Genomic DNA, 23,350 nt, shown 5'->3' on the forward strand with positions numbered 1-23,350 from the left:
GGGCTGCGCGACGTGTTAGTCAGCGCCGGGGTGGTCGCCGCCCGCGGCGGCAGCCTCCCGCAGGTGCTGCAGGCCAGCCCGCAGCTGCGCGGCCTGGCCCAGCTGTGCGCGCTCAGCGACGACTACGGCATCCCCCTGGCCCGCCTGATGGAAAGCGCGCAGGCGCGCTTCGACGCCGCCCGCCGGCACGCCCAGGCCACCCGGTCGAGCCTGCAGGGCCCGCAGGCCACCGCCTACGTCCTGACCTGCCTGCCGCTGGCGGGGATCGCCATGGGCGTGGTGATGGGCGCCGACCCAGTCGGCTTCCTCTTCGGCGGCGGGCTGGGCGGCGTCCTGCTGGTCTTAGGGGTGGTGCTGGCCTGCGCCGGGTTCGCGTGGTCGCGCTACATCATCGGGAAGGCGGCGGGCTGATGTCGTCACTGGCGTTTTCTGGAGGGCTGTCCTTGCTGTTGCTGGCCGCGGCGGTGGCGTGCCTGCCCACGGCGGCAGGTGCCCGGGTCATACCGAAGACCCCGCGCGATGGCCCATCGGCGCTCCTGCGGGGGATTTCGGAGCGCCTCACCACGCGGCAGGGGCCCGACCCGCTGGATGTCGCCAGCGACGTCGAGCTCTTCGCCGCTTGCCTGCGGGCCGGGCTGTCCACCCAGCAGGCGGCCGGCGCCCTGGCCCGGGTAGGCCAACTATCCGAGCGCTGGGGCGCGGTGGCCGCGCTGCTGGCGGTGGGGGCCCGGGGGCAGCGGGCCTGGGGGCGGCTGGGCATCGATGAGCTCGCCCGCCTCGTGGTCATGTCCGGGCAGTCCGGCGCGGCGATCGCGCGGGGCTGTGAGCGCATCAGCCACACGCTGCGGGTGGATGCGCAGGCCCAGGCGACCGCGGCGGCGGAGCGGGCCGGCGTCTTCGTCGCCCTGCCGCTGGCCGTGTGTTTCCTGCCCGCCTTCGTGGTGCTGGGCTTGGTGCCGGTGGTGATAAGCCTCGGCGCGCAGCTGCTTTAACCGGGCAGCTTCGACCTGTTCCTGTTCGCACGACCATTCAACCAACCACATTCCACCAACCAACTGACACTCAGAAGCCAAGAAAGAAAGGGAAAATACCATGAAAATTACCACCTACCTGCGCAAGAAGGTCTCGGTCCTGGGCAACGAGGACGGGATGTCGACCATCGAATACGCCATGGGGAGCCTGGGGGCCGCGGCCCTGGCGGCGGTGCTCTACATGGTCATCAACAGCGGCGGGGTCTCCGACGCCATCGAGGGGATTATCACCGACGCCCTCTCCAACACCCCGGGCTAAACCATGCGCGATGATTCCGGTTCCGTCAGCATCGAGGCCGCCCTGGCCTTGTCCAGCCTGGTCATCGTGGCCGCCGCCATCCTGGGCGGCATCGCGACGCTGGCCGCGCACTTGACCGCCGTCGATACCGCCGGGGCGGCCGCCCGCGCCCACGCCATCGGCGTGGACTACGTCCCGCCCCGGGGCGATATCGAGGTCGTGGTCAACGAGTCGGGCGGGCTGGTCACGGCCGAGGCCCGCGTGCCGGCGGCGCTGGGCACGATGAGCCACACCGCCGTCTTCCCGGCGGAGGTCTCCGGTGAATAGCCCGGTCTCGGCGCGCGGGCAGGAGGACGGCTACGCCACCGTGACCGCGGCCGGAATCATCGTGGCCTTAGCCAGCGTCTTGCTGGCCGTGGCGGGGATCGCCGCGCACGTCATCGCCCGCCACGAGGCTCAGGTGGCGGCGGATCTCGCCGCGGTCGCCGGGGCGTATGCGCTGGCCACCGGCGGTGATGCCTGCCCGGCGGCCCGGCGCACGGCCGAAGACAACGCCGCCCGCCTGGACCGGTGCACCGTTTCCGGCCGCGACGTCGTGGTCGGCGCGTCGGTGCGCTGGCGCGGCGCCCAGGCCAAGGCCGGGCCCGCCTAGTGCGCCCGCGCTAATCCAGTAACACTCCGAATAAGTATCACTCCGACCCAGCCGTGGAGCCCTGCGTCATCGTGACCAGGGCTCCCAGCAGTTTCAGGGCCCCGGCCTTGTCGAGGGGGTTGTTGCCGTTGCCGCACTTGGGCGACTGCACGCACGACGGGCAGCCCGACTCGCAGCCGCAGGAGCGCACGGCCTCGAAGGTGGCCTCGATCCACTCTGGGAAGCGGCGGAAGCCCTCGTCGGCGAAGCCGGCCCCGCCGGGGTGGCCGTCGTAGACGAAGACGGTGGGCAGCTGGGTATCCAGGTGCCGGGCCGTCGAGACCCCGCCGATGTCCCAGCGATCGCAGGTGGCCAGCAGCGGCAGCAGCCCGATGGCGGCGTGCTCGGCGGCATGCAGGGTGCCCGGGGTATCGGCCGCGGTGACCCCGATCTTGTCCAGAACCAGCGGGTCGATGGTATAAGCCACCGCGCGGGTGCGCAGGCTCTGCTCCGGCATCTCCAGCGGCACCTCCTCGCCCACGGTGCCGTCCGGCAGGCGGACCACGTACCCGGTGACCTGGTTGGTGACCTCGACTTCCACGTTGGCCACCCACAGTCCGGGCGAGTAGTTGATGAGCTCGTCCGGCCCGGCCCCGGACAGGATCCGGATGTCGGTGGTGGAGTGGGCCTGGGTGGAATAGTCCGGCACGTCGGGGCGCGCCAGGGCCACGTAGTCGTCCAGGTCGAGGTCCTCGATGACGAAGGTCTCGCCCTGGTGCAGGTAGACCGCGCCGGGGTGGACCTGGGCGGCGGCCCGGGCGGCATCGACGGTGCCCAGCAGGCGCCCGTCCGAGCTGTCGACGATCATGACCTCCTGGCCCGCCCCGCCGCGCAGGGCCACCTGCCCGTGGGCGGTCTCGGGGCGCCACTCACCCTCCAGCTGCGGGGTGGGGAACCAGCCGCGGGCCCGCTTCTTGATGAGTCCGTCGCGGGCTAGCGCCTCGACGACGTCGGGGGCAAAGGCGGCCTCGGCATCGCTGAGCGGCAGCTCCACGGCCGCGCAGTAGAGGTGGCCGTAGAGCAGGTAGGGGTTGCGCGGGTTGAACACGCTGGCCTCCACGTCGCGCTCCAGCAGGGCGGCCGGGTGGTGGACCAGGTAGGTGTCCATCGGCTCGTCGCGGGCGACCAGGACCACCAGGGAACCCTGGCCGCGGCGCCCGGCCCGGCCGGCCTGCTGCCAGAAGCTGGCGACGGTGCCGGGGAAACCGGCCGTGACCACCGCGTCCAGGGTGCCGACGTCGATGCCCAGCTCCAGCGCCGAGGTGGTGGCCACCCCCAGCAGGCTCCCGTCGTCGAGGCCGGCCTCCAGGGCGCGGCGGTCCTCGGCGAGGTAGCCGGCCCGGTAGGAGGCGATGCGCCGGGCGAAGTCGGCCCGGCCCAGGCGGCCGGATAGCTCCTCCTGGCAGAGCATGGAGACCAGCTCGGCGGCGCGCCGGGAGCGCACGAAGGTCAGGGTGCGCGCGCCCTCGGCCACCAGGGTCGCCATGATGTCGGCGGCCTCGGAGGTGGCGGCGCGGCGCGTGTTCTCGTCGAGGAAGCCGGGCTCCCACAGCATGATGGTGCGCGCCCCGGTCGGCGCCCCGTCGGCGGTCACGGCCTGCGCCGGCCGGCCGGTGAGCCGCTCCAGGTGGCGGGCCGGATCCCGCATGGTGGCCGAGGCCGCGATGATGGTGGGGTTCGCCCCGTAGTGGCGGCACAGGCGCAACAGGCGGCGCAGCACCAGCGCGATATTGGCCCCGAAGACCCCGCGGTAGGAGTGGCACTCGTCGATGACGATGAATTCCAGGTGCCGCAAGAACCGCGCCCAGCGCTGGTGGGCGGCCAGCAGTGAGACGTGCACCATGTCCGGGGTCGAGAAGACGAACCGGGAATTGTCCCGGATGCCGGCGCGGGCCTCGGCCGGGGTGTCGCCGTCATAAGGCGCCGGGTTGGCCCAGCCGGCCAGGCGCCCGGCGGCCAGCAGCTGATCCGATCCCAGCGCCTTGGTGGGGGTCAGGTACAGCGCGCAGGCCGTCGGGTTGGCCGCCAGCCGGGTCAGGATGGGCAGCTGGTAGCCCAGCGACTTACCGGAGGAGGTGCCGGTGGCTACCACGACGTCGTGGCCCTCCCACGCCGCCTGAGCCGTGGCGGCCTGGTGGCTGTAGAGCTGGCCGATGCCGGCATCGACCAGCAGCTCCTTGAGCCCAGGGTCCACCCAGGCGGGCCAGTCCGCGTACTCGGCCGGGCGGGGCGGCAGCGTGGTCAGGTGGGTGCACTCCGACTCCGGGAAGCGGCGGGTGAGAATCTCCGCGAGCTCCGCGCCCAGCGGGTTCGGGGACTCAGCTACCATCGCGCATACCCCTTTCCGGGTGGAAAAATACCAAGAATTTTAGTCAATAAAGCCTCCCAAGACTATCGCGCGGCGCCAAAACGTGTCACACTTACCAGTGGTCGAAGATTTCTTAGCGCAGTGTTTAGATTTAGGTGCTCGTGAAAGATTTTGGAAAACGCGGGCACTTTCTGGCTTAACCAGCAGAGAGGTTCGACGCCTCGACCACTTCGAAAAAGTTCAACACATCCCTATATACGCCGAAAGAGGTACATAATGGCACAGGGAACCGTCAAGTGGTTTAACGCTGAAAAGGGCTACGGCTTCATCGCTCCGGAGGATGGATCCGCAGACGTCTTCGTGCACTACTCCGAGATCCAGGGCGGCGGCTTCCGCACCCTGGAGGAGAACCAGAAGGTCTCCTTCGAGGTCGGCGAAGGCGCCAAGGGCCCGCAGGCCCAGGGCGTTACCGTCATCTCCTAAGGCGCGAAGCCTCCGGCTTTCGCCTCGCTACCTGTTTTTAAGGTGCGGGGCGAAAGCTTTTTTATTACGTAGGGTCAGGCGGCAGGGGAGTTTTAGGGGGTCTCGGCGTAGCCGTTGCGGGTGTCCTTCCAGTCCAGGATGCGGTTTTGCAGCCACTGGATGGCGAAGCCGATGACCACCGCGGCCACGATACTGACCAGCATGGCCACCAGGGGGGAATCCGAAAAGGCCATGCCGCCCAGGTAGCCGATGGCCAGGGCCTGGAAGGCCCAGATGGCCACGCCGATGCTGTCGAAGAAGAAAAACAGCGGCCACGGGTAGCGCACCGATCCCAGCAGGATGGTCATGAGCAGGCGCGCCGAAGGGATGAAGCGGGCGATGATGATGGCGGCCCCGCCGCTGCGCCGCATGTGGCGCTTGACCCACAGGAGGCCCTCGTAGGCCTTGGACCCGCGCCGCAGGCGCTGCACGTACGGCATGAAGCGGGTGCCCAGCAGGAAACACAGGTTGTCGCCGAGGATGGCAGCGAACAGGGCCGTGAAAAACATCACGGTCACGGACGGGACCCCTTGGCTGCCGGCCCAGGCCCCCACCAGGTTCAGGGGGATTTCAGACGGCAGGACGGGGAAGAAGCAGTCGAAGAAGATGAGGCAGCCGATGACCGGGTACACCCAGTCGGTGGTCATAATCGACTCGATGACCTGCAGGATTGAGTCCACCATGAGGCAGGCCACCTCCTTTGTGTAGTCGGGCCGTGCGCGCTGGCGCGGAGGGGACAAGCGCCCGGGACGGTCCGCGATTAACAAGTTCAATAGTGCAGGATACACCCACCGCCGGCCAACGCTATACCCCATGGGTTATGCCCCCGTTGGGGCGGTAAATGTTGGTTTCGGGGCTAGACAAGTGATAAACAGTTCGGAAGTGGCCCCATTAAATACTGTATTACTGTGTAGCCGGTTTTGGCTCTGTGTAGGCTAGGGGCACTTGGCCTTGCCTGGGATGCGGCGCGCGAAAGCTCGGAAGCTAAAAGCGCGCGGCGCCCAAGGCGGGGCGGACAGCGTAAGTCTCGTGTGAGAAAGCCTCGAAAGGGATGAAGTCGAAGTGGCAGAAGCTTCCGACACGTCGGGCAAGACCCTGGTCATCGTAGAGTCGGCGACCAAGGCGAAAAAGATCCAGCCGTATTTGGGCGACGACTACATAGTCGAAGCCTCGGTCGGCCACATCCGGGATCTTCCCCGCGGGGCGGCAGACGTACCGGCGAAATACAAGAAGGAGTCCTGGGCGCGCTTGGGCGTGAACCCGGAGGACGACTTCACGCCGCTGTACGTGATCAGCGCTGACAAGAAGAAAAAGGTCGCGGACCTCAAGGCCAAGCTGAAGCAGTGCGATCAGCTCTTCCTCGCAACAGACCCCGACCGCGAGGGCGAGGCCATCGCTTGGCACCTGCTCGAGGTGCTCAAGCCCAAGGTGCCGGTGCGCCGCATGGTCTTCAACGAGATCACCAAGTCCGCCATCCTGGAGGCGGCCGAAAACACCCGCGAGCTGGACGAGAACCTCATCGATGCCCAGGAGACCCGACGCATCCTGGACCGCCTCTACGGCTACGAGGTCTCCCCGGTGCTGTGGAAGAAGGTCATGCCGCGCCTGTCGGCCGGCCGCGTGCAGTCGGTGGCCACCCGCGTCATCGTCGAGCGCGAGCGCGAGCGCATGGCGTTCATCGCCGCCGACTACTGGGACCTGGCCGCCGACCTGGACACCGGCAACAGCGGATCCGAGGAGCCGCGGACCTTCTCCGCCCGCCTGGCGGCCGTTGATGGCCAGCGCGTGGCCGTCGGCCGCGACTTCGACGACCGCGGGCGCGTCAAGAACGACGACGTCGTGGTGCTGGGCCAGGAGCAGGCCGAGGCCCTGGCCGACGGGCTGAACGGCCAGTCGGTGAGCGTGGCCAGCGTGGAGCACAAGCCCTATACCCGCAAGCCCTACCCGCCGTTTATGACCTCGACCCTGCAGCAGGAGGCGGGCCGGCGCCTGCACTTCACGTCGGAGCGCACCATGCGCATTGCGCAGCGCCTCTACGAAAACGGTCACATCACCTATATGCGTACCGACTCCACCTCGCTGTCCAAGCAGGGGCTGAACGCGGCCCGCAACGCCGCGACCAGCATCTACGGCCAGGAATACGTGGCTAGCTCCCCGCGCGTTTACGACCGCAAGGTCAAAAACTCCCAGGAGGCCCACGAGGCCATCCGCCCGGCCGGCGAGTCCTTCGCCACCCCGGGGCAGCTGTCCGGCCAGCTGGACGCGGAGGAGTTCCGCCTCTACGACCTCATCTGGAAGCGCACCGTCGCCTGCCAGATGGAGGACGCCAAGGGTACGTCCATGAAGGTCACGGTGGCCGGCACGGCCGCCACCGGCAACGAGGTGGACTTCACCGCCACCGGCCGCACCATCACCTTCCCCGGCTTCCTGAAGGCCTACGAGGACCCGAGCAACCCGGGCAAGGGCCGCAAGAATGACAAGGACGACGCCAGCAAGCGCCTGCCCCAGCTGCGCGAGGGCCAGGGCCTGACCATCGCCGATCTCAAGGCCGAGGGCCACTCGACCAACCCGCCGGCCCGCTACACCGAGGCCAGCCTGGTCAAGAAGATGGAGGACCTGGGCATCGGCCGCCCGTCGACGTACGCGTCCATCATCAAGACCATCCAGGACCGCGGGTACGTCGTCTCCCGCGGCAACGCCCTGGTGCCCAGCTGGGTGGCCTTTGCGGTCACCGGTCTGCTGGAGAACAACTTCACCGAGCTGGTGGACTACGACTTCACCTCCTCGATGGAGGACGAGCTGGACGCCATCGCGGCCGGCAACCAGGACCGCACCCAGTGGCTGAAGGACTTCTACTTCGGCAACGCGCAGGTGGGCCAGCAGAAGGCGGCATCGGTGGCGCGCCACGGCGGCCTGAAGTCGCTCATCGACGTCAACCTGGAGCAGATCGATGCCCGCCAGGTCAACTCCCTGAAGCTCTACACCGACTCCGAGGGCCGGGACGTGGTGGTCCGCGTGGGCCGCTACGGCCCCTACATCGAGCGCGTCATCGGCCGCGACGAGGAGACCGGGGAGCCGGTCTACCAGCGCGCCAACCTCTCGGAGACCACCACCCCGGACGAGCTGACCGAGCAGCTGGCCGAAAAGCTGTTTGCCACCCCGCAGGGCGGCCGCGAGCTGGGCGAGAACCCGGCCAACGGCCGCATGGTGGTGGCGAAGGAGGGCCGCTTCGGCCCGTACGTGACCGAGGTGGTCCGCGACGACGAGCGCGCCACGGCGGAGGCAGAGGCCGAGGAGGTTGTCGCCAAGGAGCGCGCCGAGGAGGACGCGCAGCGGGCGGCCGAGGGCAAGCGCGCCAAGAACTGGGAGACCAAGACCGCGGCCAAGCAGAAGGAAAAGCGGGTCGCCCAGTACATCGACGAGAAGCTGAAGCCGGGCACGGCCTCGCTGTTTAGCTCGATGGAACCCTCCGAGGTCACCCTGGACGAGGCCCTCAAGCTGCTCTCCCTGCCCCGCGAGGTGGGCGTGGACCCGTCCGACGGGGAGGTCATCACGGCCCAGAACGGCCGCTACGGCCCCTACCTGAAGAAGGGGACGGATTCTAGGTCGCTGGCCAACGAGGAGCAGATCTTCAGCATCACTCTGGACGAGGCCCGCCGCATCTACGCGGAGCCGAAGCGCCGGGGCCGCCAGGCCGCGCAGCCGCCGCTGAAGCAGCTGGGCGACAACGACGTCTCCGGCAAGCCGATGACGGTCAAGGACGGCCGCTTCGGCCCCTACGTCACCGACGGGACCACCAACGCTTCCCTGCGCAAGGGCGATAAGCCCGAGGCCATGACCGACGCGCGCGCCAACGAGCTGCTCTCGGAGCGTCGTGCCAAGGAGGCCGCCAACGGCGGTTCCAAGGCCAGCAAGAAGGCGGGCAAGAAGTCGAGCAAAAAGACGACCAAGAAGTCGACTAAGAAATCGACCAAGAAGGCCGGCAAGAAGTCGACTAAAAAGTCGACGAAGAAGACGGCCAAGAAGCCGTCGCCGGGCACTAAGAACGTGGTGAAGGCGGGTTCTCGCCGGTCGAAGTAGGCGAGTTGGCCGCGTCAGGCGTGCCGGGCGCCTGCGGCGTGCGGTACTTGGCCGGCAGCTCGGCCCGCCGGGTCGGCCCGTAGGCCAGGCGCCGGTGGGCCCATTCCAGCGGGCCGGGCGCGCCCAGCGCCTCCAAAACGCAAGCCAGCACCAGGGTGATAAGCCAGGTGACAAAGGCCAGGCCCAGCATCTGGGCGGCGCTAAAGTCGGCGCCGATGCCGGCGGTGAACGGGAAGGTCAGCGCCAGCAGGATGACGGACTGCATGACGTAGCCGCTCATCGAGCGCTTGCCCAGGGCGCTGAACGGCCACAGCCACCGCGGCATCGCCGCGCCGGTGGAGACGGCCTTTTGCACCGGGTTGAGCACGAGCGCGACTGCGGCGAGGATGCCAGGCCCGCTCAGGATGCCGACGGTGAAGTTGAGGGCCGCGAACACCGGGGTGAGGTTGTCGGGCAGGACCCCGATGGCGCACAGCCCCCAGGGCAGCCCGATAAGTAGCACGACGGCGGCGGCGATGCCGGTCCAGGCCAGCAGGGTGCCGCGGTGGGCGTCGACGTCGGCGAGCACGCCCCGGCGGGCCCAGACGAAGCCGACCAGCATCACCGGCAGGTACATCAGCATAAACAGCGGGGCTCCGACCAGCTGGCCCAGCATCACGATGAGGTTCTCGCCCAGCATGCCCAGGAAGGTCTCGGCCGGGGCCGTTGCCCCCGCGCTGAAGGGATCGGCGCCGGCAAAATCGTCGCGCAGCCAGGCCGCAAGGGCGGCGATGGTTGCCCCGCCGACGCTGACCAGCCCGAGCAGGCCGTAGGCGATGCGCAGCAAGACCTTGTCGGTCAACGACAGCAGGAGCGCGATGAGGATGCCGCACAGGCCGTAGAACATCATGATGTCGCCGCTGAACAGGAAGATGCCGTGGGCCAGACCGAAGACGGCCAGAAGGCCGTAGCGCTTGACGATGACGGACCGGGTAGCCGGCAGCGGGAAGCCGCGGCGCCACAGGCTCATGGTGATAAGGCCTACGCCGAAGCCCAGCAGGGTGGAAAACATCGGCAGCCCGCGGTCGTGGGCGAACATCGCGGCGAACAGCGCTGCGGCCTTATCGGCCGTGCTGTCGCCGTCGATGCCGCCGAACATCCCCGCCGGTCCGGTCCCGTGGGTCAGCCAGGCGGTGGACATGTTGGCGATGCAGATTCCCAGCAGGGCCAGCCCGCGGGCGATGTCGGGCACGACCATGCGGGGCCTATGAGTCGGTTGAGTCATGCCTAAAAAGATAACTTAATGGCCCCGGCCGCGCAGGCGGCGGTCGCCGGCGCTCTTTCCCGGCCGGTGTTGCGGGCTACTGCGCGGGCTACTGCTCGGCGCGGTCGGCCAGGGTGGCGCGGATGGGCCGGGCCAGCTGGGTCATGCGGCGGCGCCCGCGCAGCTCGATGGACTTCATGAAGGTCCAGCGGGCCTGCTCCGCCTCGTTGGCGGTGCGCAGGGTCGAGGCGTTGGTGAGCACGCGGCCCGGGGTGTCCTTGGCCAGCTCGGTCAGGCGGGCGGCCTCGTTGACGGCGTCGCCGATGACGGTGTACTCGAAGCGATCGGCGCCGCCGATGTGGCCGGCCACCACGTGCCCGGCGGCCACCCCGATGCCGGCCTGCAGCTCCAGGTTGCGCAGCTCCTGGCGCAGCTCGCGGGCCGCCTGCAGGGCCATCGAGGTTGAGTCGTTGACGTTGATGGGGGCGCCGAAGACCGCCAGGGCCGCGTCGCCCTGGAACTTATTGATGATGCCGTGGTTGTGGTGCACCACGGTCACGACGTGCTCGAAGAACTTGTTGAGCTCCTCGACGACCTTCTCCGGGGTGTGGTTGACCGCGAAGGTGGTCGAACCGATGACGTCGATGAACAGCACGGCGACCTTGCGGTCCTCGCCGCCCAGCTCCGGGCTTTCCTCCAGAGCGCGCTGGGCAACCTCGGTGCCGACGTACTGGCCGAAGATGTCGCGCACCCGCTGGCGCTCCCGCAGGCCCTTCATCATCTCGTTGAAGCCGGCCTGCAGCACGCCCAGCTCGGATCCGTCGTAGATGTCCACCTCGACGTTCTGCTCGCCGCGGCGCACCCGGTTGATGGCGTCCTGGAGCTCCAGGATGGGATCGACCACGCTCATGATGGCGAAGGAGGTGCCGATGAAGCCGGTGCCCATCGCCGTGATCGCCAGGACCAGGATGGCGGGGATGAGGTCGTCGGCATCGGAGGTAAAAAAGCCGGAGCGCTGCCCCAGCAGGAGCAGGACGATGCCCAGCATGGGCACGCCCGCCGTCATCGCCCAGGAGGCGGTCAGGCGGGTCTTGATGGGCGGCTCCAGGGAGGAGTCCTCGAAGCGGCGGGCCAGGGCGTTGGCGGCGACCGGGCGGACCAGGCGCTCGGCCTGCAGGTAGGTCAGCAGGACCACGACCATGCCGGCCAGGATGGTGGACAGCCCCACCACCAGGCCCAGGCGGCCGTCGACGGAACTGGTCAGAATCACGGAAATGACGATGCCGATGGCCCAGACCACGGCCGCCACCCCGGCCTGGTAGACGGGGATGCGCAGCACCAGGTTGCGCACCATGTTCGGATCGTGCGCGTCCGGGTTGCGCTGCCAGTCCAACACCGGCCTAAACAGCAGCAGGGTCACGGCGATGCCGACGATGACCGCGAAGACCACGTAGAGCACGCCGATCCAGGCCAGGCCCGGCACGCTCTCCTTGAATTCGGCGATCTCCGGCATGGGCAGGAATACCGCGACGAACATCATGATGGCCACGGCCCCGATGATGTTAGCCCCGAGGACGACGGCGGCATAGATCGGCCACTGGGTCTCCAGTAGCCATCGCAGTCTCCGCACAGTAGAGCTCATGTCTTAATACTCTAACCGCTCGCCGCCGCACTGTGGGTTAGTAGGATGGGGCGGGTGAGTACTCCAGATGTGGCACAGCGGTTGGCCGACACCCCCGCGGTCCGGGACACCATCCTCCGGGCGGCGGCCGGGGCCCGCGGTCTGCCGGGGGCAGACCCCCGCGCGATGAGTCATTCCTGGCTGTTCACCGGGCCTCCCGGGGCCGGCCGCTCCCAGGCTGCGCTCGCCTTCGCCGCGGCGCTGATGTGCCAGCGGGGCGAAAAACTGGGCTGCGGCGAATGCGCGTCCTGCCGGGGCATCCTCGAGGAGGGCCGGCACACCGACTTGGTCTACCTGCGCCCCCAGGAGCTATCGATCGCGGTGGACACGGTCCGCGACATCATCGGCCAGGCGGCCTCGCGCCCGACGGTGGCGCGCTGGCGGGTCATCATCTTCGAAAACGCCGATCGGCTCACCGACGGGGCGGCCAACGCCCTGCTCAAGACGGTCGAGGAGCCCACGGCCAGCACGGTCATCGTCATGCTGGCGCCCTCGGCGGACCCGGAGGATTTCTCGCAGACCCTGCGATCGCGCTGCCGGCACCTGTACATCCCGGCGCCGTCGACGGAGGCCATCGTGAGCCAGCTGGTGGCCGAAGGCGCCGGCGAATCCGATGCCCGGCTGGCCGCCGTGACCTCCCTGCGCCACGTGGGCCGGGCCCGGCGCCTGGTCACCGATCCCGCGGTCCAGCGGCGCCGCGCCCAGTCCATCAACCTGGCCGAGGAGGTTTTCCAGGGCGCCCAGGGCTTCCAGGCCGCCGGCGCCCTAATCAAGGCCATTGAGAAGGAGTCCAAGGAGGCCGGCGCGGAGGCCGACGAGAAGGAAAAGGCCGACCTGGAAAAGGCCTACGGGGCCGGCGGTAAGGGCAAGGGGGCGGCCAAGGCCCAGCGCGACGTGCGATCGGCGGTCAAGGATCTGGAAAAGATCCAGAAGAAGCGGGCCACCCGCCGGGTGCGGGACCTGCTGGACCTGGCGCTGGTGGATCTGGCCGGCATCTACCGCGACGCGCTCATGCTGCGGGTGGGCGCCGACGTGGAGATGACCCACCCGGACTTTTCCGGCCTGGCCCAGGAGCTGGCCCAGCGCGTCGGGGAGGAAGGGCTGGTCGCCTGCCAGGAGGCGATCGTGACCTGCCGCAACCACATCGCCGTCAACGTCGCCCCCGGCACCGCCTTCGACGGGCTGGTCGGCCGCCTGCGGCGCGCCTGCGGGGCCTGATGCTCGACCTGATTTCTCGATTGGGGACCGGCTAGGTTAAACTTTGCGGTGCTGCACAGTACTGCTGTGGTACCAGCAGGCCGCTTTAGCTCAGTCGGTAGAGCGTTTCACTCGTAATGAAAAGGTCGCGAGTTCGATTCTCGCAAGCGGCTCTCGTGAAATAACCCGTCGCCTCCCTAGGTTTTCCCAGGAGGCCGGCGGGTTTTCGCATGCGGCGGGCCCGATCCAGCCCGACCCAGTCCGGCCCGGCCCGGCCTAGCGCGGCAGCTGGCGGGGCACGACCTTGCCGGTGGCGTTGCGCGGCAGCAGGTCCAGGAAGTGGACGTCGCGGGGCACGGAGTGATCGGCTAGGTTGGCGCGCACGAACTCGCGGATCTTATCGGCGGTCAGTTCCTTGCCGGCGGGGGAGTCCTCCGGCACCACCCAGACGGCCACGCGGGCGAAGGTCTCCGGATCCTCGACGCCGGCGGAATGCAGCTCGCGGATGCCGTCCATGGTCTCGAGGACCTCGGTGACGGACTGGGGGTGGACGTTCTCGCCGCCCACGATGATCATGTCGTCGGCGCGGCCGACCACGTGCAGGTTGCCGTCGGCATCGATGCGCCCCAGATCCCCGATGGAGATAAGCCCCTGGGCCTGCTTGGACTGGATGGTGGGGTTGGTGTAGCCGATCAGGGCGGTCGAGTTGGTCAGGTAGATTTCTCCCACCTCGCCGCGGGGGACCTCGTGGCCCTCGCGGTCGAGGATGCGCAGGCGGGTGCCGGAGGCCACCTGCCCGCCGATGGTGGGATCGGCGGCGATCTGCTCGGCGGTGGCGGTGGCGGCCAGGGCCAGCTCGGTGGAACCGTAGATGTTGCACAGGATGGGGCCGAACCGGTCGATGGTCCGCTGCACGATGGACGGGCTCAGGGCGTGCCCGGAGGAGGCGATGAAGCGCAGCGAGGAGGCATCGTAAGCGCCGTCGGGATCGGCCTCGACCATGCGCAGGTAGAACACGGGGGAGGACAGCAGCCCGTCGAGGCGGTAGCGCTGGATGTCGCGCAGGCAGGCGACCGGATCGAAGACGCGGCGGGTGACGATGGTGTTGCGGGCCGCCAGCGCGATGTTCAGGCAGGCCCAGCCCCAGGTGTGGAAGATCGACGCGGTCAGCTGGATGCGCTGATCGGCGCGCCAGGGCATGGTCGACATGATGGAGGCGACCACCACCGGCAGGGTGGGCTCGTTGCGGATGATGCCCTTCGGGATGCCCGTGGTGCCCGAGGACATCAGCACGATGTGGCCGTGGCGCGGCAGGACGGGCAGGCGCAGGTGATCGACGCGCTCCGGGTGGCGGACGATGTCGGCCAGGCGCGGCCAGCGCCCCGCCTTGTGCGCCTGCCCCGACTCGTGGGCGATGATGACGTGGGTGGTCTCGTTGACGCCGGCGGGCAGGCGGTCGACGAATTCGTCGTCCATGACCAGGACGTTGATCTTGTTCTCGGCGATGACGCCGGCTAGCTGCTCGGCCGAGGAGCCGATGTTGAGCAGGAAGATGCTGCCGCCGGCCAGGCCCTTCGCGCCCAGCGGGATGATGATGCCGCGCCCGTTTCGGGCCATCACGCCCAGGCGGATCTCGTCCAGGTCGAGCGAGAGCAGGTGGCGGGCGAAGGTGCGGGCCTGATCGCGCAGCTGGCGGTAGGTCAGGGTGCCGTCGTCGTCGATGAGCGCCAGCCGGTCGGGGCAGGCGCGGGCGCCCTGCTCGAGCTCGCGGGCCGTGGTGAAGCGGTAGCGGGCCAGGATTGCCGGGGTGGCCGCGGCGGCGCGCACCCCTCCGGCGGGGCTGACGATGCCGGTGCGCACCAGGCTGGCAGCCAGCCGCGCGAGCGCCCGGGAGTGGAAGGACAGGGAGTGGGCCGCCGAGGAAAAAGACATAAATACCAATCTAAAAGCTACGGGGTTGACATCCGGTATATCGCCGCGGGGGTGGCCCGGCGCTACCCGCCGGTAATGCCGGGGGTGTGTGCAGCGATTGATAAGTACCGGTCGTTGTGGCTGTGAATATAGTGTACTTTTGTAGGGGAATGTAGCGGAGAAAGGAAGCTCGTGTCTGTCGATTTACTGAAAAAGCCTGTTCTAGCCGTCTTTGTTTCTGTCTTTACTTTGCTGGCGGCGCTGCTGGCCGCCCCCGCCCCGCAGGCCCAGGCCGCCGAGCGCAACCTGGTCGCCTTCGGGGACTCGGTGCTGGCGGACCCGGACATGGGGACCTACCTGCGCGACCGCATCGGCGGCGCCTTCGACCAGCGCCCGCTGGGGGTCAACTGCCCGAAGGGCAACAACTACGCGGCCCGCACCGGCGCCAAGCTGGGCCTGCCGGTGCGCGATTTCTCCTGCTCCGGGGCGGCCTCCATGTCCCCGGGGCCGCAGATTTCCGCGCAGATCGACACCGCCATCGCCCGCGGGGCGCTGAACCCGTCGACGGCGCGCGTCATCTACGCCACCGGCTTTAACGACACCTACAACAACGCGAACCTGAACCAGGCCCAGATCCGGGACAAGTTCGTCCGCTTCAACCGCCCGCTCATCGACCGCATCCGCGCGGCCGCCCCCAACGCCCGCATCCAGATCGTGGGCTACCCGACCATCGGCGACGGGATCCACTACTGCCTGATCCACGCCGGTTCCTCCTGGGACCGCACCCCGCTGCCGCAGGTCGCCGACTTTGAGAACAAGGCCCAGTGGATGCAGGTCGACCTGGCCCGCGCGACCGGCACCGAGTTCGTCGACCTGAAGCCCTCGACCCGCAACGCCGGCATGTGCGGCCCGGACGGCAACCGCAAGTGGGCCGGCCTGGTGGACTTCAACGCGGGCGGCGGCAACCTGCCGCTGCACGTCAATGCCCGCGGCCACGAGCACATCGCGAACGTGTTGGCGGCGTCGTAGTCTCGCCCGTTCTTCCGCGCCCGTTCTGCGGGGAGGAGCGGGCGCCTAAACCCCTGGTTGCCCCGGCAATTGGGGGTTGTTTTCATTAGCTGCCGGGTAGTGAAAACATGGGTAGGCTCGCGGGTATGAGCGAGAAGAATGAACAGATTGTATCTGGTGTAATCGCCCGTTCGAAGGGCGCGGAAGTCGAGAAGGTCAACATTGTCATCCCGGCCCCGGGCCCGAATGACGTTGTCGTCAAGATCCAGGCCTGCGGCGTCTGCCACACGGACCTGGCCTACCGCAACGGCGACATCGAAGACGCCTACCCCTTCCTGCTCGGCCACGAGGCGGCCGGCATCGTCGAGACGGTCGGCGAGGACGTCGCCCACGTCGCCGAGGGCGACTTCGTGGTGCTGAACTGGCGCGCCGTGTGCGGCGAGTGCCGGGCCTGCAAGAAGGGTGAGCCGAAGTACTGCTTCGACACCTTCAACGCCTCCCAGGCCATGACCCTGGAGGACGGCACCGAGCTGACCCCGGCCCTGGGCATCGGCGCCTTTGCCGAGAAGACCCTGGTCCACGAGGGCCAGTGCACCAAGGTGGATCCGGACGAGGATCCGGCCGCCGCCGGCCTGCTGGGCTGCGGCATCATGGCCGGCCTCGGCGCGGCCGTCAACACCGGCGAGGTCCAGCTGGGCGAGTCGGTCGCCGTCTTCGGCTGCGGCGGCGTGGGCACCGCGGCGGTGGCCGGCGCCAAGCTGGCCGGGGCCGCCAAGATCATCGCGGTCGACCTGGATCAGTCCAAGCTGGACGTGGCCCGCGAATTCGGCGCCACCGACACCATCTGCTCCGCCGGCATGGAGGAGCAGGAGGTCATCGACGCCGTCCGCGAGCTCACCGAGGGCTTCGGCGTCGACGTGGCTATCGATGCCGTGGGCATCCAGCCCACCTGGCGCCAGGCCTTCTACTCCCGCGACCACGCCGGCCGCCTGGTCATGGTGGGCGTGCCCAACCTGACCGACCACGTCGACGTGCCGGCCATCGACCTTTACGGCCGCGGCGGATCCATCCGTCCGGCCTGGTACGGCGACTGCCTGCCGGAGCGCGACTTCCCTGCCTACGTCTCGCTGCACCGCAACGGCCAGTTCCCGCTGGACAAGTTCGTCTCCGAGCGGATCGCCCTGGACGACGTCGAGCGCGCCTTCGGCACCATGCAGGAGGGCAAGGTCCTGCGTTCGGTCGTCGAGATCTAGGCCGGAGATTGAGGCCGCGCCTCCACGCCCCTAGATCCCTGATTCCCCTGTCTGAGTAACCGCACGATAAGGAGACTAACCACATGCGGATTGAAAACCTGGTGACTTCCGGCAAGTTCTGCCTCGACGGCGGCTGCTGGGACGTCGACAACAACGTCTACGTGCTGTCGGTCGGCGACTCCGTCGTGGTGGTTGACCCCTCCCACGATCTGGACGCGATTGCCGACCAGGTGGGCGACCGCGAGGTACGCGCCATCCTGCTCACCCACGCCCACAACGACCACTGCGAGCTGGCCCCGCGGGCGGCCCGCCGCTTCAACGCCCCGGTCTACCTGCACCCGGACGACGACGTCCTGTGGCAGGAGTCGAACGGCAACGAGCCCTACCTCCACCTTTACGACGGGCAGCGCTTCCTGCTCAAGGGCGAGGAGATCCGCGTGCTGCACACGCCGGGTCACTCCCCGGGCTGCGTGGTGCTCTACCTGCCGGGCGAGGAGACCCTGCTCTCCGGCGACACCCTCTTCTCGGGTGGCCCGGGGGCTACGGGGCGCAAGTACTCCGACTTCGATGTCATCGTCGAGTCCCTGCGCGACGTCGTCTTCTTCCTGCCGGCCGAGACCCGGGTGCTGCCCGGGCACGGCGATGCCACCACGGTCGGGGCTGAGGCCGACCGCATCGACGAGTACGTGCGCCGCGGCTACTAAGCGCCGCTAGCGATTACTGGGAGGGCCGGGCTGGACATTACCCGGCTGGGGCCGGGGTGCGGGCGGCCTTGAGGCCCACCGCTGCGGCCGCCACCCCGCTGATCCCGCAGGCCACCCAAGCGTCGGGGACGCAGCTGGCCAGGCGTGCCACCCATTCCTGCACGGCAAAGGCCTCCTCGGTGCCCACCGGGCTGGGCAGCAGGCTCGTGCCGTGGGAGAAGATAAACAGCACCCCGATGCCCACGAACAGGGCCCCGGCCAGCACCGACAGCGAATTGGTGCGGATGGGCCCCAGCTGCAGGGGACGCCCGCGCAGCCAGGGCCGGCGACCCAGATCGAAGCGATCCCAGGCGGCGGCCAGAACGAACAGGGGGATGGTCATGCCGAGGGCGTAAGAGAGCATCGTTAGCGCCCCGTAGCCCAAGGAACCGCTGACGGCGGCCGTGGTGAGGACCGCACCCAGCAGGGGGCCGGCGCAGAACCCGGCGAAGCCGTAGACGCAGCCCAGCAAGAAGACGCTCACGTAGCCGTCGCCGCGGGCCTGCTGGCTGAGCCGGCCCAGCCCCGGGAGGGTGAAGCCGCCGCCGAGGGCGATAAAGATCCCGAGGGCCACCATGGCGGCCCCGCCGGCGGTGATGACGGCCTCGCGGTGCTGGTTAAACAGGCCGCCGATTCCTCCCAGCCCCGTGCCCACCGGCACCAGCACGGCCGCCAGCCCGCAGAAAAACACCCCGGTCCGGGCCACCAGCTGGGTCACCGACCGGAAGGCGTAGGCGAAAAAGGCCGGTAGCAGCAGCGCGGAGCAGGGGCTGAGCAGCGACAAGACCCCGGCCAGGAAGGAACCCAGCAGGCCGATTTCCACCATGCGGTGCGTCTCCTTTCTCCTGAAGTCTCTTTAAGCTCTTGAAGTCTTCCCTTTAAGCTCCCAGCGCGCTGCCGAGGCCGAGCCCAAAGAAGAACCCGGTGCAGGCCAGCAGGGCGATGAACAGCCAGACGAGCCAGTGGACCTTACGCACCCCGGGACAGCTCCTCCTCGATGACCTGGCGGAAGACATCCTCGGGCTGGGCGCCGGAGACGAATTGGTTGCCCACCACGAAGGACGGGGTGCCGGTGATGCCCAGGCTGGCCGCGTAATCGCGGGCGTCCTCGACGACCTGGGTGTAGGTGTCGTCGCCGGCCTCCTGGCGGAAGCGTTCGATGTCCTCGACGCCGGCCTCCTCGGCGAAGCGCACGTAGTCGTCCATGCCGAAGTTGGGGTGGCCGTCCATGTCGGCGCTGGCGGCGAAGGCGGCCTTCTGGAACTCCGTGAACTTGCCCTGGGCGGCCGCGGCCCGGCCGGCCTTCGCCCCATCGATGGCGTGGGGGCCGTTGACCGGGAAGTCATTCCACTCGATGCGTACCAGGCCCTTGTCGACGTAATCCGCGATGAGGGCGGGCGCGGTCTGGTTATGGAAGCGGGAGCAGAAGGGGCACTCGAAGTCGGAGAACTCGGAGATCACGACGGGGGCATCGAGGGTGCCGAGGGCGAAGGGATCGTTATCGGCCCGGCGGTGGACCTTGTCGATGTCCTCGTTGGAGGAGATGGTGCCGGCGGGGCCGTACAGCTTGGGATCGCCGTTGGGCTCTTCGAAGTTGGTGCCCGGAGCGGCCTGGGATGCCTCGTCTGATTGGCCGTCTGCCGGTTGGCTGTGGCTGGCCGCCCCGCTGCTGCTGCTGTTGCCGCCGTTGCTGGCGGCATCGTCGGCGTCGTTGCGGTCGGCGACCAGGAAGCCGATGACGATGGCCAACACCACGATGACGGCGGTGAGCACCCACACCAGGGCGGGGACGTCGCGGAGGGCGGAGGGGCGCTTCTGGCCCACCAGGGGTTGGTCGTACATTGAGCTATCGGGCACGGGGCCTCCTCCGTAAAGAACTCTTAAGGTGCGGCGTGAATAAAACCTGCGTACCGGACAGTCTAGCCCGGGAGGGAGCGCGGCTAGTCCTCGGCCGCGGCGCGCAGGTAGGCCCCGTAGCCCGATTTGTCGAGGCCGGCGGCCAGGCGCAGCAGCTGTTCGCGGTCGATGAAGCCCTCGCGGTAGGCGGCCACCTCGGGCGATCCCAGGACGGTGCCGGTGCGCTTCTGGATGACCTCGACGTAGGCGGAGGCCTCGCTCATCGAATCCACGGTGCCGGTGTCCAGCCACACGTCGCCGCGGCGCATGCGCTTGACCGAGAGCTCCCCGCGGCGTAGGTACTCCTCATTGACGGCGGTGATTTCCAGCTCCCCGCGGGCCGAGGGGGTAATGGAGCGGGCGATCTCGCAGACCTGGTTGTCGTAGAAGTACAGGCCGACGACGGCGTGGCTGGACTTCGGGTGTTCCGGCTTCTCCTCGATGCTGATGGCCCGCCCGTCCGGGGCGAACTCCACCACGCCGTAGCGCTGGGGATCGGAGACCTCGTAGGCGAAGATGACGCCCCCGTGCGGGGACCGGCACTCGGGCAGGGCGCTGCTGAAGCCGTGACCGTCGAAGATGTTGTCGCCCAAAACGAGGGCGACGTCGTCGCCGCCGATGAACTCCTCGCCGATGATGAAGGCCTGCGCCAGGCCCTCCGGCCGGGGCTGGACCGCGTAGGAGAGCATGAGGCCCAGCTGGGATCCGTCGCCGAGCAGGCGCTGGAAGGAGGCGGAATCCTCCGGGGTGGTGATGATGAGGATCTCCCGGATGCCCGCCTGGATCAGGGTGGACAGCGGGTAGTAGACCATCGGCTTGTCGTAGATCGGCATGAGCTGCTTAGAGATCCCCTGGGTGATGGGGTAGAGCCGCGTGCCGGAACCGCCGGCCAGGATGATGCCTTTCATGCTTTAAAAGTCTAGCTTTCCGCTTCCCCGGCGGCCGGGTACAACGCCAGGTAGAGGGCCAGGGCGGCCCGCCAGTTCTGGGGCCGGAAGCCGGTGGCCTCCAGCTTGCTCAGATCGAGGGTCGACTCGGCCGGGCGCGGGGCCGCGCCGGGCTGGGCGAAGTGATCGGTGGTGGTCGGGTGGACCTCGGCCGGATCGTGCCCGATGCCGATGAAGGTGGACATCGCCAGCTCGTCCCGCCCGACGGTGTCGCCCGAGTTGGTGACGTTGTAGACGCCGTACTCAGCCCCGGAGTCCAGCAGGTGGGCGATGGCCTTAGCCAGGTCCTCGGCGAAGGTGGGGCGGCCGCGCTGATCGGCGACCACCTCGGGCTCCACCCCGCGCAGGGCCAGCCCGCGCATGGCCTCGACGAAGTTGTTGCCGTCGCCGAAGACCCAGCTGGTGCGCACCACGTAGTGGCGGGCGGTGGCCTGGGCGGCGGCATCGCCAGCCGCCTTCGATGCCCCATACACGCTCAGCGGGCTCACCGGTTCTTGCTCGGTGTGGAGCTTCTCGGTGCCGTCGAAGATGTAGTCGCTGCTGACGTGCACCAGGGTCAGGTTGTGGGCGCTAGCGATGCCGGCCAGCCGCGCCACCGCCTCCGCGTTGACGGCCCATGCGCCTGCGCGATCGCGCTCGGCCCCGTCGACGTTGTTGTAGGCGGCGCAGTTGATGATCGCGGAATAGTCGCGCCAGCGGCGGGCCTCGGCGAGGCGGGGGTCGGTGATGTCGAGATCGGCGCGGGTGGCGAACTCGGCGTGGGGCAGGATCCGCCGGAGGGCGCGCCCCAGCTGCCCGTCGGCGCCGGTGACCAGGACCTTGCGCGGGGGCATCGGGGTCGCCTCGGAAAGCTGCGGGTGGGCCGCGTCCTTATCGGAGATCTCGGTCGGATCCAGCGGCCAGTCCACCAGGTCGAGGTTGACGGCCGGGTAGGTGGCCTCCGGGGACCAGTGATCGTTGACCAGGTAGGAATAGGCGGTCGGCTCCAGGGCCTGGAAGCCGTTGGCCACCCCGCGGGGGACGAAGACGGCCGTGTCGGGGCCGATCTCGGTGGTGACCAACTCCCCGTAGGTCTCGGATCCTTCCCGCAGATCGCACCAGGCCCCGAAGACCTTGCCGTAGGCGACGGAGACCAGCTTGTCCCAGGGCTCGGCGTGCAGGCCCCGGGTCACCCCGGCGGTCGCGTTGAAGGACACGTTGTTTTGGACCGGCGCGAAGTCGGGGAGGCCGGCCGCGACCATCTTCTCCCGCTGCCAGTTCTCCTTGAACCAGCCCCGGTCATCCCCGTGGACGTCCAAGTCCACAATGAGGAGCCCCTCGATGCCCGTGGTGCGAATGTCCATTCTGTCCTTCCGTGGTTCTTAGCTGCTAGGTCTGGTTTTGAGTCTGGTAGTGGGTCTGGTTGTTAGACCTGGTTGTTAAACCTTGGCCGATCCTACTGTCCCTGCCGCGCGTAGCCGGCCTCGACGTCCTGCTTGCTGGCCTCCCACCAGTCGCGGTTGTTGGCGTACCACGCGATGGTGTCTTCCAGGCCGGCCCGCAGATCCGTGAACCGCGGGGTCCAGCCGAGTTCGGTGCGCAGCTTGGTCGCGTCCATGGCGTAGCGCTGGTCGTGCCCGGGCCGGTCCGCCACGTGGTCGAAGCCGTCGGCCCCCATGAGGTCGCAGATGATTTCCATGACCTGCAGGTTGCTGGTGTCGGGTTGGTCGGCGCCGATGTTGTAGGTCTCGCCCAGCCGGCCGCGTTCCAGGATGTCGATCACGGCCCGGTTGTGGTCGTCGACGTGGATCCAGTCGCGCACCTGCTCCCCGGTGCCGTACAGCTTCGGGCGCAGGCCGGACAGGATATTCGTGATCTGGCGGGGGATGAACTTCTCGATGTGCTGGTACGGGCCGTAATTGTTCGAGCAGTTCGACACCGTCACGGGCAGGCCGAAGGACCGCGCCCAGGCGCGCACCAGGTGATCGGATCCCGCCTTCGATGACGAGTACGGCGACGACGGCTGATACGCCGTCGATTCCGTAAAGCGCGTGTCGGCCCCAATCTCCAGATCGCCGAAGACCTCGTCGGTAGAAACGTGGTGGAAGCGGGTCCCGCGGGCGCGGGCGGCTTCAAGCAGGGTAAACGTGCCCACCAGGTTGGTCTGGATGAACGGCGACGGGTCGCGCAGGGAGTTGTCGTTGTGGGACTCGGCTGCGAAGTGGACCACGGCGTCAACGTCCCGCATGACCTGGTTAACCAGTTCTACGTCCGCGATGTCGCCCTGGACGAAGGAGCAGCGGTCCCCCTCCAGATCGGCGATGCTGGCGCGGTTCCCCGCGTAGGTCAGCTTGTCGAGGACGACCACCGAGTAGTCGGTTTCCGCTAGGGTCAGCCGGACGAAATTGGAACCGATGAAGCCGGCCCCGCCGGTCACGAGCAACGTAGACATAATGGTCACCATCCTACTTCAGCGGATCCCGCGGAGCCTGCCACCGCCATCTCCCGCTCCAAAGTTCTGCAGCCAACTCCCGCAGCCAACCCCCCGCTGGCAACTCCCGCTGCCAGCACTTACCGTTAGATCCCCGCCAAGATCCCCGGCGACCATCTCCCACCCCGAGC

At 68.4% G+C, this 23,350-nt stretch carries 20 protein-coding genes, 1 tRNA gene and 1 pseudogene; 12 read left to right on the forward strand and 10 right to left on the reverse strand.

The genetic code is table 11. The features are described 5' to 3' along the window. From ACEE23_RS09030 to ACEE23_RS09050, 5 genes and pseudogenes are all read left to right on the forward strand, one after another. A pseudogene (locus ACEE23_RS09030) lies at positions 1-411 on the forward strand (type II secretion system F family protein); the annotation flags it as partial. Then, positions 411-992: a type II secretion system F family protein gene (locus ACEE23_RS09035; RefSeq protein ID WP_368520466.1), complete on the forward strand. Its 582-nt coding sequence runs from the start codon at positions 411-413 to the stop codon at positions 990-992. The pseudogene ACEE23_RS09030 and the gene ACEE23_RS09035, both read left to right, overlap by 1 nt. 100 nt (positions 993-1,092) lie before the next feature. After that, positions 1,093-1,290, forward strand: coding sequence for a DUF4244 domain-containing protein (locus ACEE23_RS09040; RefSeq protein WP_368521547.1), 198 nt, complete (start codon positions 1,093-1,095; stop codon positions 1,288-1,290). A 3-nt stretch (positions 1,291-1,293) separates the two neighbouring features. Further along, positions 1,294-1,596 (forward strand): hypothetical protein, encoded by a 303-nt coding sequence (locus tag ACEE23_RS09045; protein ID WP_368520464.1) that lies wholly within the window; start codon positions 1,294-1,296, stop codon positions 1,594-1,596. Continuing rightward, positions 1,589-1,921 carry an Rv3654c family TadE-like protein gene (locus tag ACEE23_RS09050; protein WP_368520463.1) on the forward strand — a complete coding sequence of 111 codons (333 nt, stop codon included), beginning with the start codon at positions 1,589-1,591 and terminating at the stop codon, positions 1,919-1,921. Before ACEE23_RS09045 ends, ACEE23_RS09050 begins: the two co-directional genes overlap by 8 nt. A gap of 37 nt (positions 1,922-1,958) precedes the next feature. Here ACEE23_RS09050 and ACEE23_RS09055 read toward each other — a convergent pair whose 3' ends face one another. Continuing rightward, entirely contained in the window at positions 1,959-4,289 is a 2,331-nt protein-coding gene (locus tag ACEE23_RS09055) for a DEAD/DEAH box helicase (RefSeq protein WP_368520462.1), read from the reverse strand. A 255-nt stretch (positions 4,290-4,544) separates the two neighbouring features. Here ACEE23_RS09055 and ACEE23_RS09060 point away from each other — a divergent pair, with 255 nt between their 5' ends. Next, entirely contained in the window at positions 4,545-4,751 is a 207-nt protein-coding gene (locus ACEE23_RS09060) for a cold-shock protein (RefSeq protein WP_296202465.1), read from the forward strand. Between the two features lie 92 nt (positions 4,752-4,843). On the opposite strand, the gene ACEE23_RS09065 is transcribed toward ACEE23_RS09060, so the two are convergent. Further along, on the reverse strand, positions 4,844-5,473 hold the full coding sequence (locus ACEE23_RS09065) for a DedA family protein (protein ID WP_368520461.1): 630 nt from the start codon (positions 5,471-5,473) through the stop codon (positions 4,844-4,846). A gap of 379 nt (positions 5,474-5,852) precedes the next feature. Between ACEE23_RS09065 and topA the strand changes: the two genes are divergently transcribed. Continuing rightward, positions 5,853-8,870, forward strand: coding sequence for a type I DNA topoisomerase (gene topA, locus ACEE23_RS09070; protein ID WP_368521548.1), 3,018 nt, complete (start codon positions 5,853-5,855; stop codon positions 8,868-8,870). Here the strand turns inward: topA and ACEE23_RS09075 are convergent. Both ACEE23_RS09075 and ACEE23_RS09080 read right to left on the reverse strand, forming a co-directional pair. After that, positions 8,830-10,134, reverse strand: a complete 1,305-nt coding sequence (locus tag ACEE23_RS09075) for a DUF418 domain-containing protein (RefSeq protein WP_368521549.1) — start codon at positions 10,132-10,134, stop codon at positions 8,830-8,832. The genes topA and ACEE23_RS09075 overlap by 41 nt on opposite strands. 88 nt (positions 10,135-10,222) lie before the next feature. After that, positions 10,223-11,755, reverse strand: a complete 1,533-nt coding sequence (locus ACEE23_RS09080) for an adenylate/guanylate cyclase domain-containing protein (RefSeq protein ID WP_368520459.1) — start codon at positions 11,753-11,755, stop codon at positions 10,223-10,225. A 45-nt stretch (positions 11,756-11,800) separates the two neighbouring features. On the opposite strand from ACEE23_RS09080, the gene ACEE23_RS09085 reads away from it, so the two are divergent. Together ACEE23_RS09085 and ACEE23_RS09090 are read left to right on the forward strand one after the other, a co-directional pair. Continuing rightward, positions 11,801-13,012, forward strand: coding sequence for a DNA polymerase III subunit delta' (locus tag ACEE23_RS09085; protein ID WP_368521550.1), 1,212 nt, complete (start codon positions 11,801-11,803; stop codon positions 13,010-13,012). A gap of 79 nt (positions 13,013-13,091) precedes the next feature. Continuing rightward, positions 13,092-13,164, forward strand: a tRNA-Thr gene (locus ACEE23_RS09090). Positions 13,165-13,267: 103 nt separating this feature from the next. Here ACEE23_RS09090 and ACEE23_RS09095 read toward each other — a convergent pair. Continuing rightward, positions 13,268-14,923: an AMP-binding protein gene (locus tag ACEE23_RS09095; protein ID WP_368521551.1), complete on the reverse strand. Its 1,656-nt coding sequence runs from the start codon at positions 14,921-14,923 to the stop codon at positions 13,268-13,270. Positions 14,924-15,094: 171 nt separating this feature from the next. Between ACEE23_RS09095 and ACEE23_RS09100 the strand changes: the two genes are divergently transcribed. The 3 genes from ACEE23_RS09100 to ACEE23_RS09110 all read left to right on the forward strand — a co-directional run bounded on the left by ACEE23_RS09100 (position 15,095) and on the right by ACEE23_RS09110 (position 17,867). Further along, entirely contained in the window at positions 15,095-15,931 is an 837-nt protein-coding gene (locus tag ACEE23_RS09100; RefSeq protein WP_368520456.1) for a GDSL-type esterase/lipase family protein, read from the forward strand. Positions 15,932-16,056: 125 nt separating this feature from the next. Next, positions 16,057-17,163 (forward strand): S-(hydroxymethyl)mycothiol dehydrogenase, encoded by a 1,107-nt coding sequence (locus ACEE23_RS09105; RefSeq protein WP_448872102.1) that lies wholly within the window; start codon positions 16,057-16,059, stop codon positions 17,161-17,163. Positions 17,164-17,246: 83 nt separating this feature from the next. Beyond that, positions 17,247-17,867, forward strand: coding sequence for an MBL fold metallo-hydrolase (locus ACEE23_RS09110; RefSeq protein WP_368521552.1), 621 nt, complete (start codon positions 17,247-17,249; stop codon positions 17,865-17,867). Between the two features lie 37 nt (positions 17,868-17,904). On the opposite strand, the gene ACEE23_RS09115 is transcribed toward ACEE23_RS09110, so the two are convergent. The 5 genes from ACEE23_RS09115 to rfbB all read right to left on the reverse strand — a co-directional run bounded on the left by ACEE23_RS09115 (position 17,905) and on the right by rfbB (position 23,183). Continuing rightward, complete coding sequence (locus ACEE23_RS09115) at positions 17,905-18,732, reverse strand: cytochrome c biogenesis CcdA family protein (protein ID WP_448872104.1); 828 nt, start codon at positions 18,730-18,732, stop codon at positions 17,905-17,907. Between the two features lie 143 nt (positions 18,733-18,875). Beyond that, positions 18,876-19,733, reverse strand: a complete 858-nt coding sequence (locus tag ACEE23_RS09120; RefSeq protein ID WP_368521567.1) for a DsbA family protein — start codon at positions 19,731-19,733, stop codon at positions 18,876-18,878. 113 nt (positions 19,734-19,846) lie between these two features. Then, positions 19,847-20,710: a glucose-1-phosphate thymidylyltransferase RfbA gene (gene rfbA, locus ACEE23_RS09125; protein ID WP_368521553.1), complete on the reverse strand. Its 864-nt coding sequence runs from the start codon at positions 20,708-20,710 to the stop codon at positions 19,847-19,849. A gap of 11 nt (positions 20,711-20,721) precedes the next feature. Further along, the gene (rfbD, locus tag ACEE23_RS09130; protein ID WP_368521554.1) at positions 20,722-22,092 is read right to left on the reverse strand and encodes a dTDP-4-dehydrorhamnose reductase; all 1,371 of its coding nucleotides are present in this window, start codon (positions 22,090-22,092) and stop codon (positions 20,722-20,724) included. A gap of 92 nt (positions 22,093-22,184) precedes the next feature. Then, positions 22,185-23,183 (reverse strand): dTDP-glucose 4,6-dehydratase, encoded by a 999-nt coding sequence (rfbB, locus tag ACEE23_RS09135; RefSeq protein WP_368520594.1) that lies wholly within the window; start codon positions 23,181-23,183, stop codon positions 22,185-22,187. Between the last annotated feature and the right edge of the window lie 167 nt (positions 23,184-23,350).

Source organism: Corynebacterium sp. 32222D000AT, assembly GCF_053546955.1.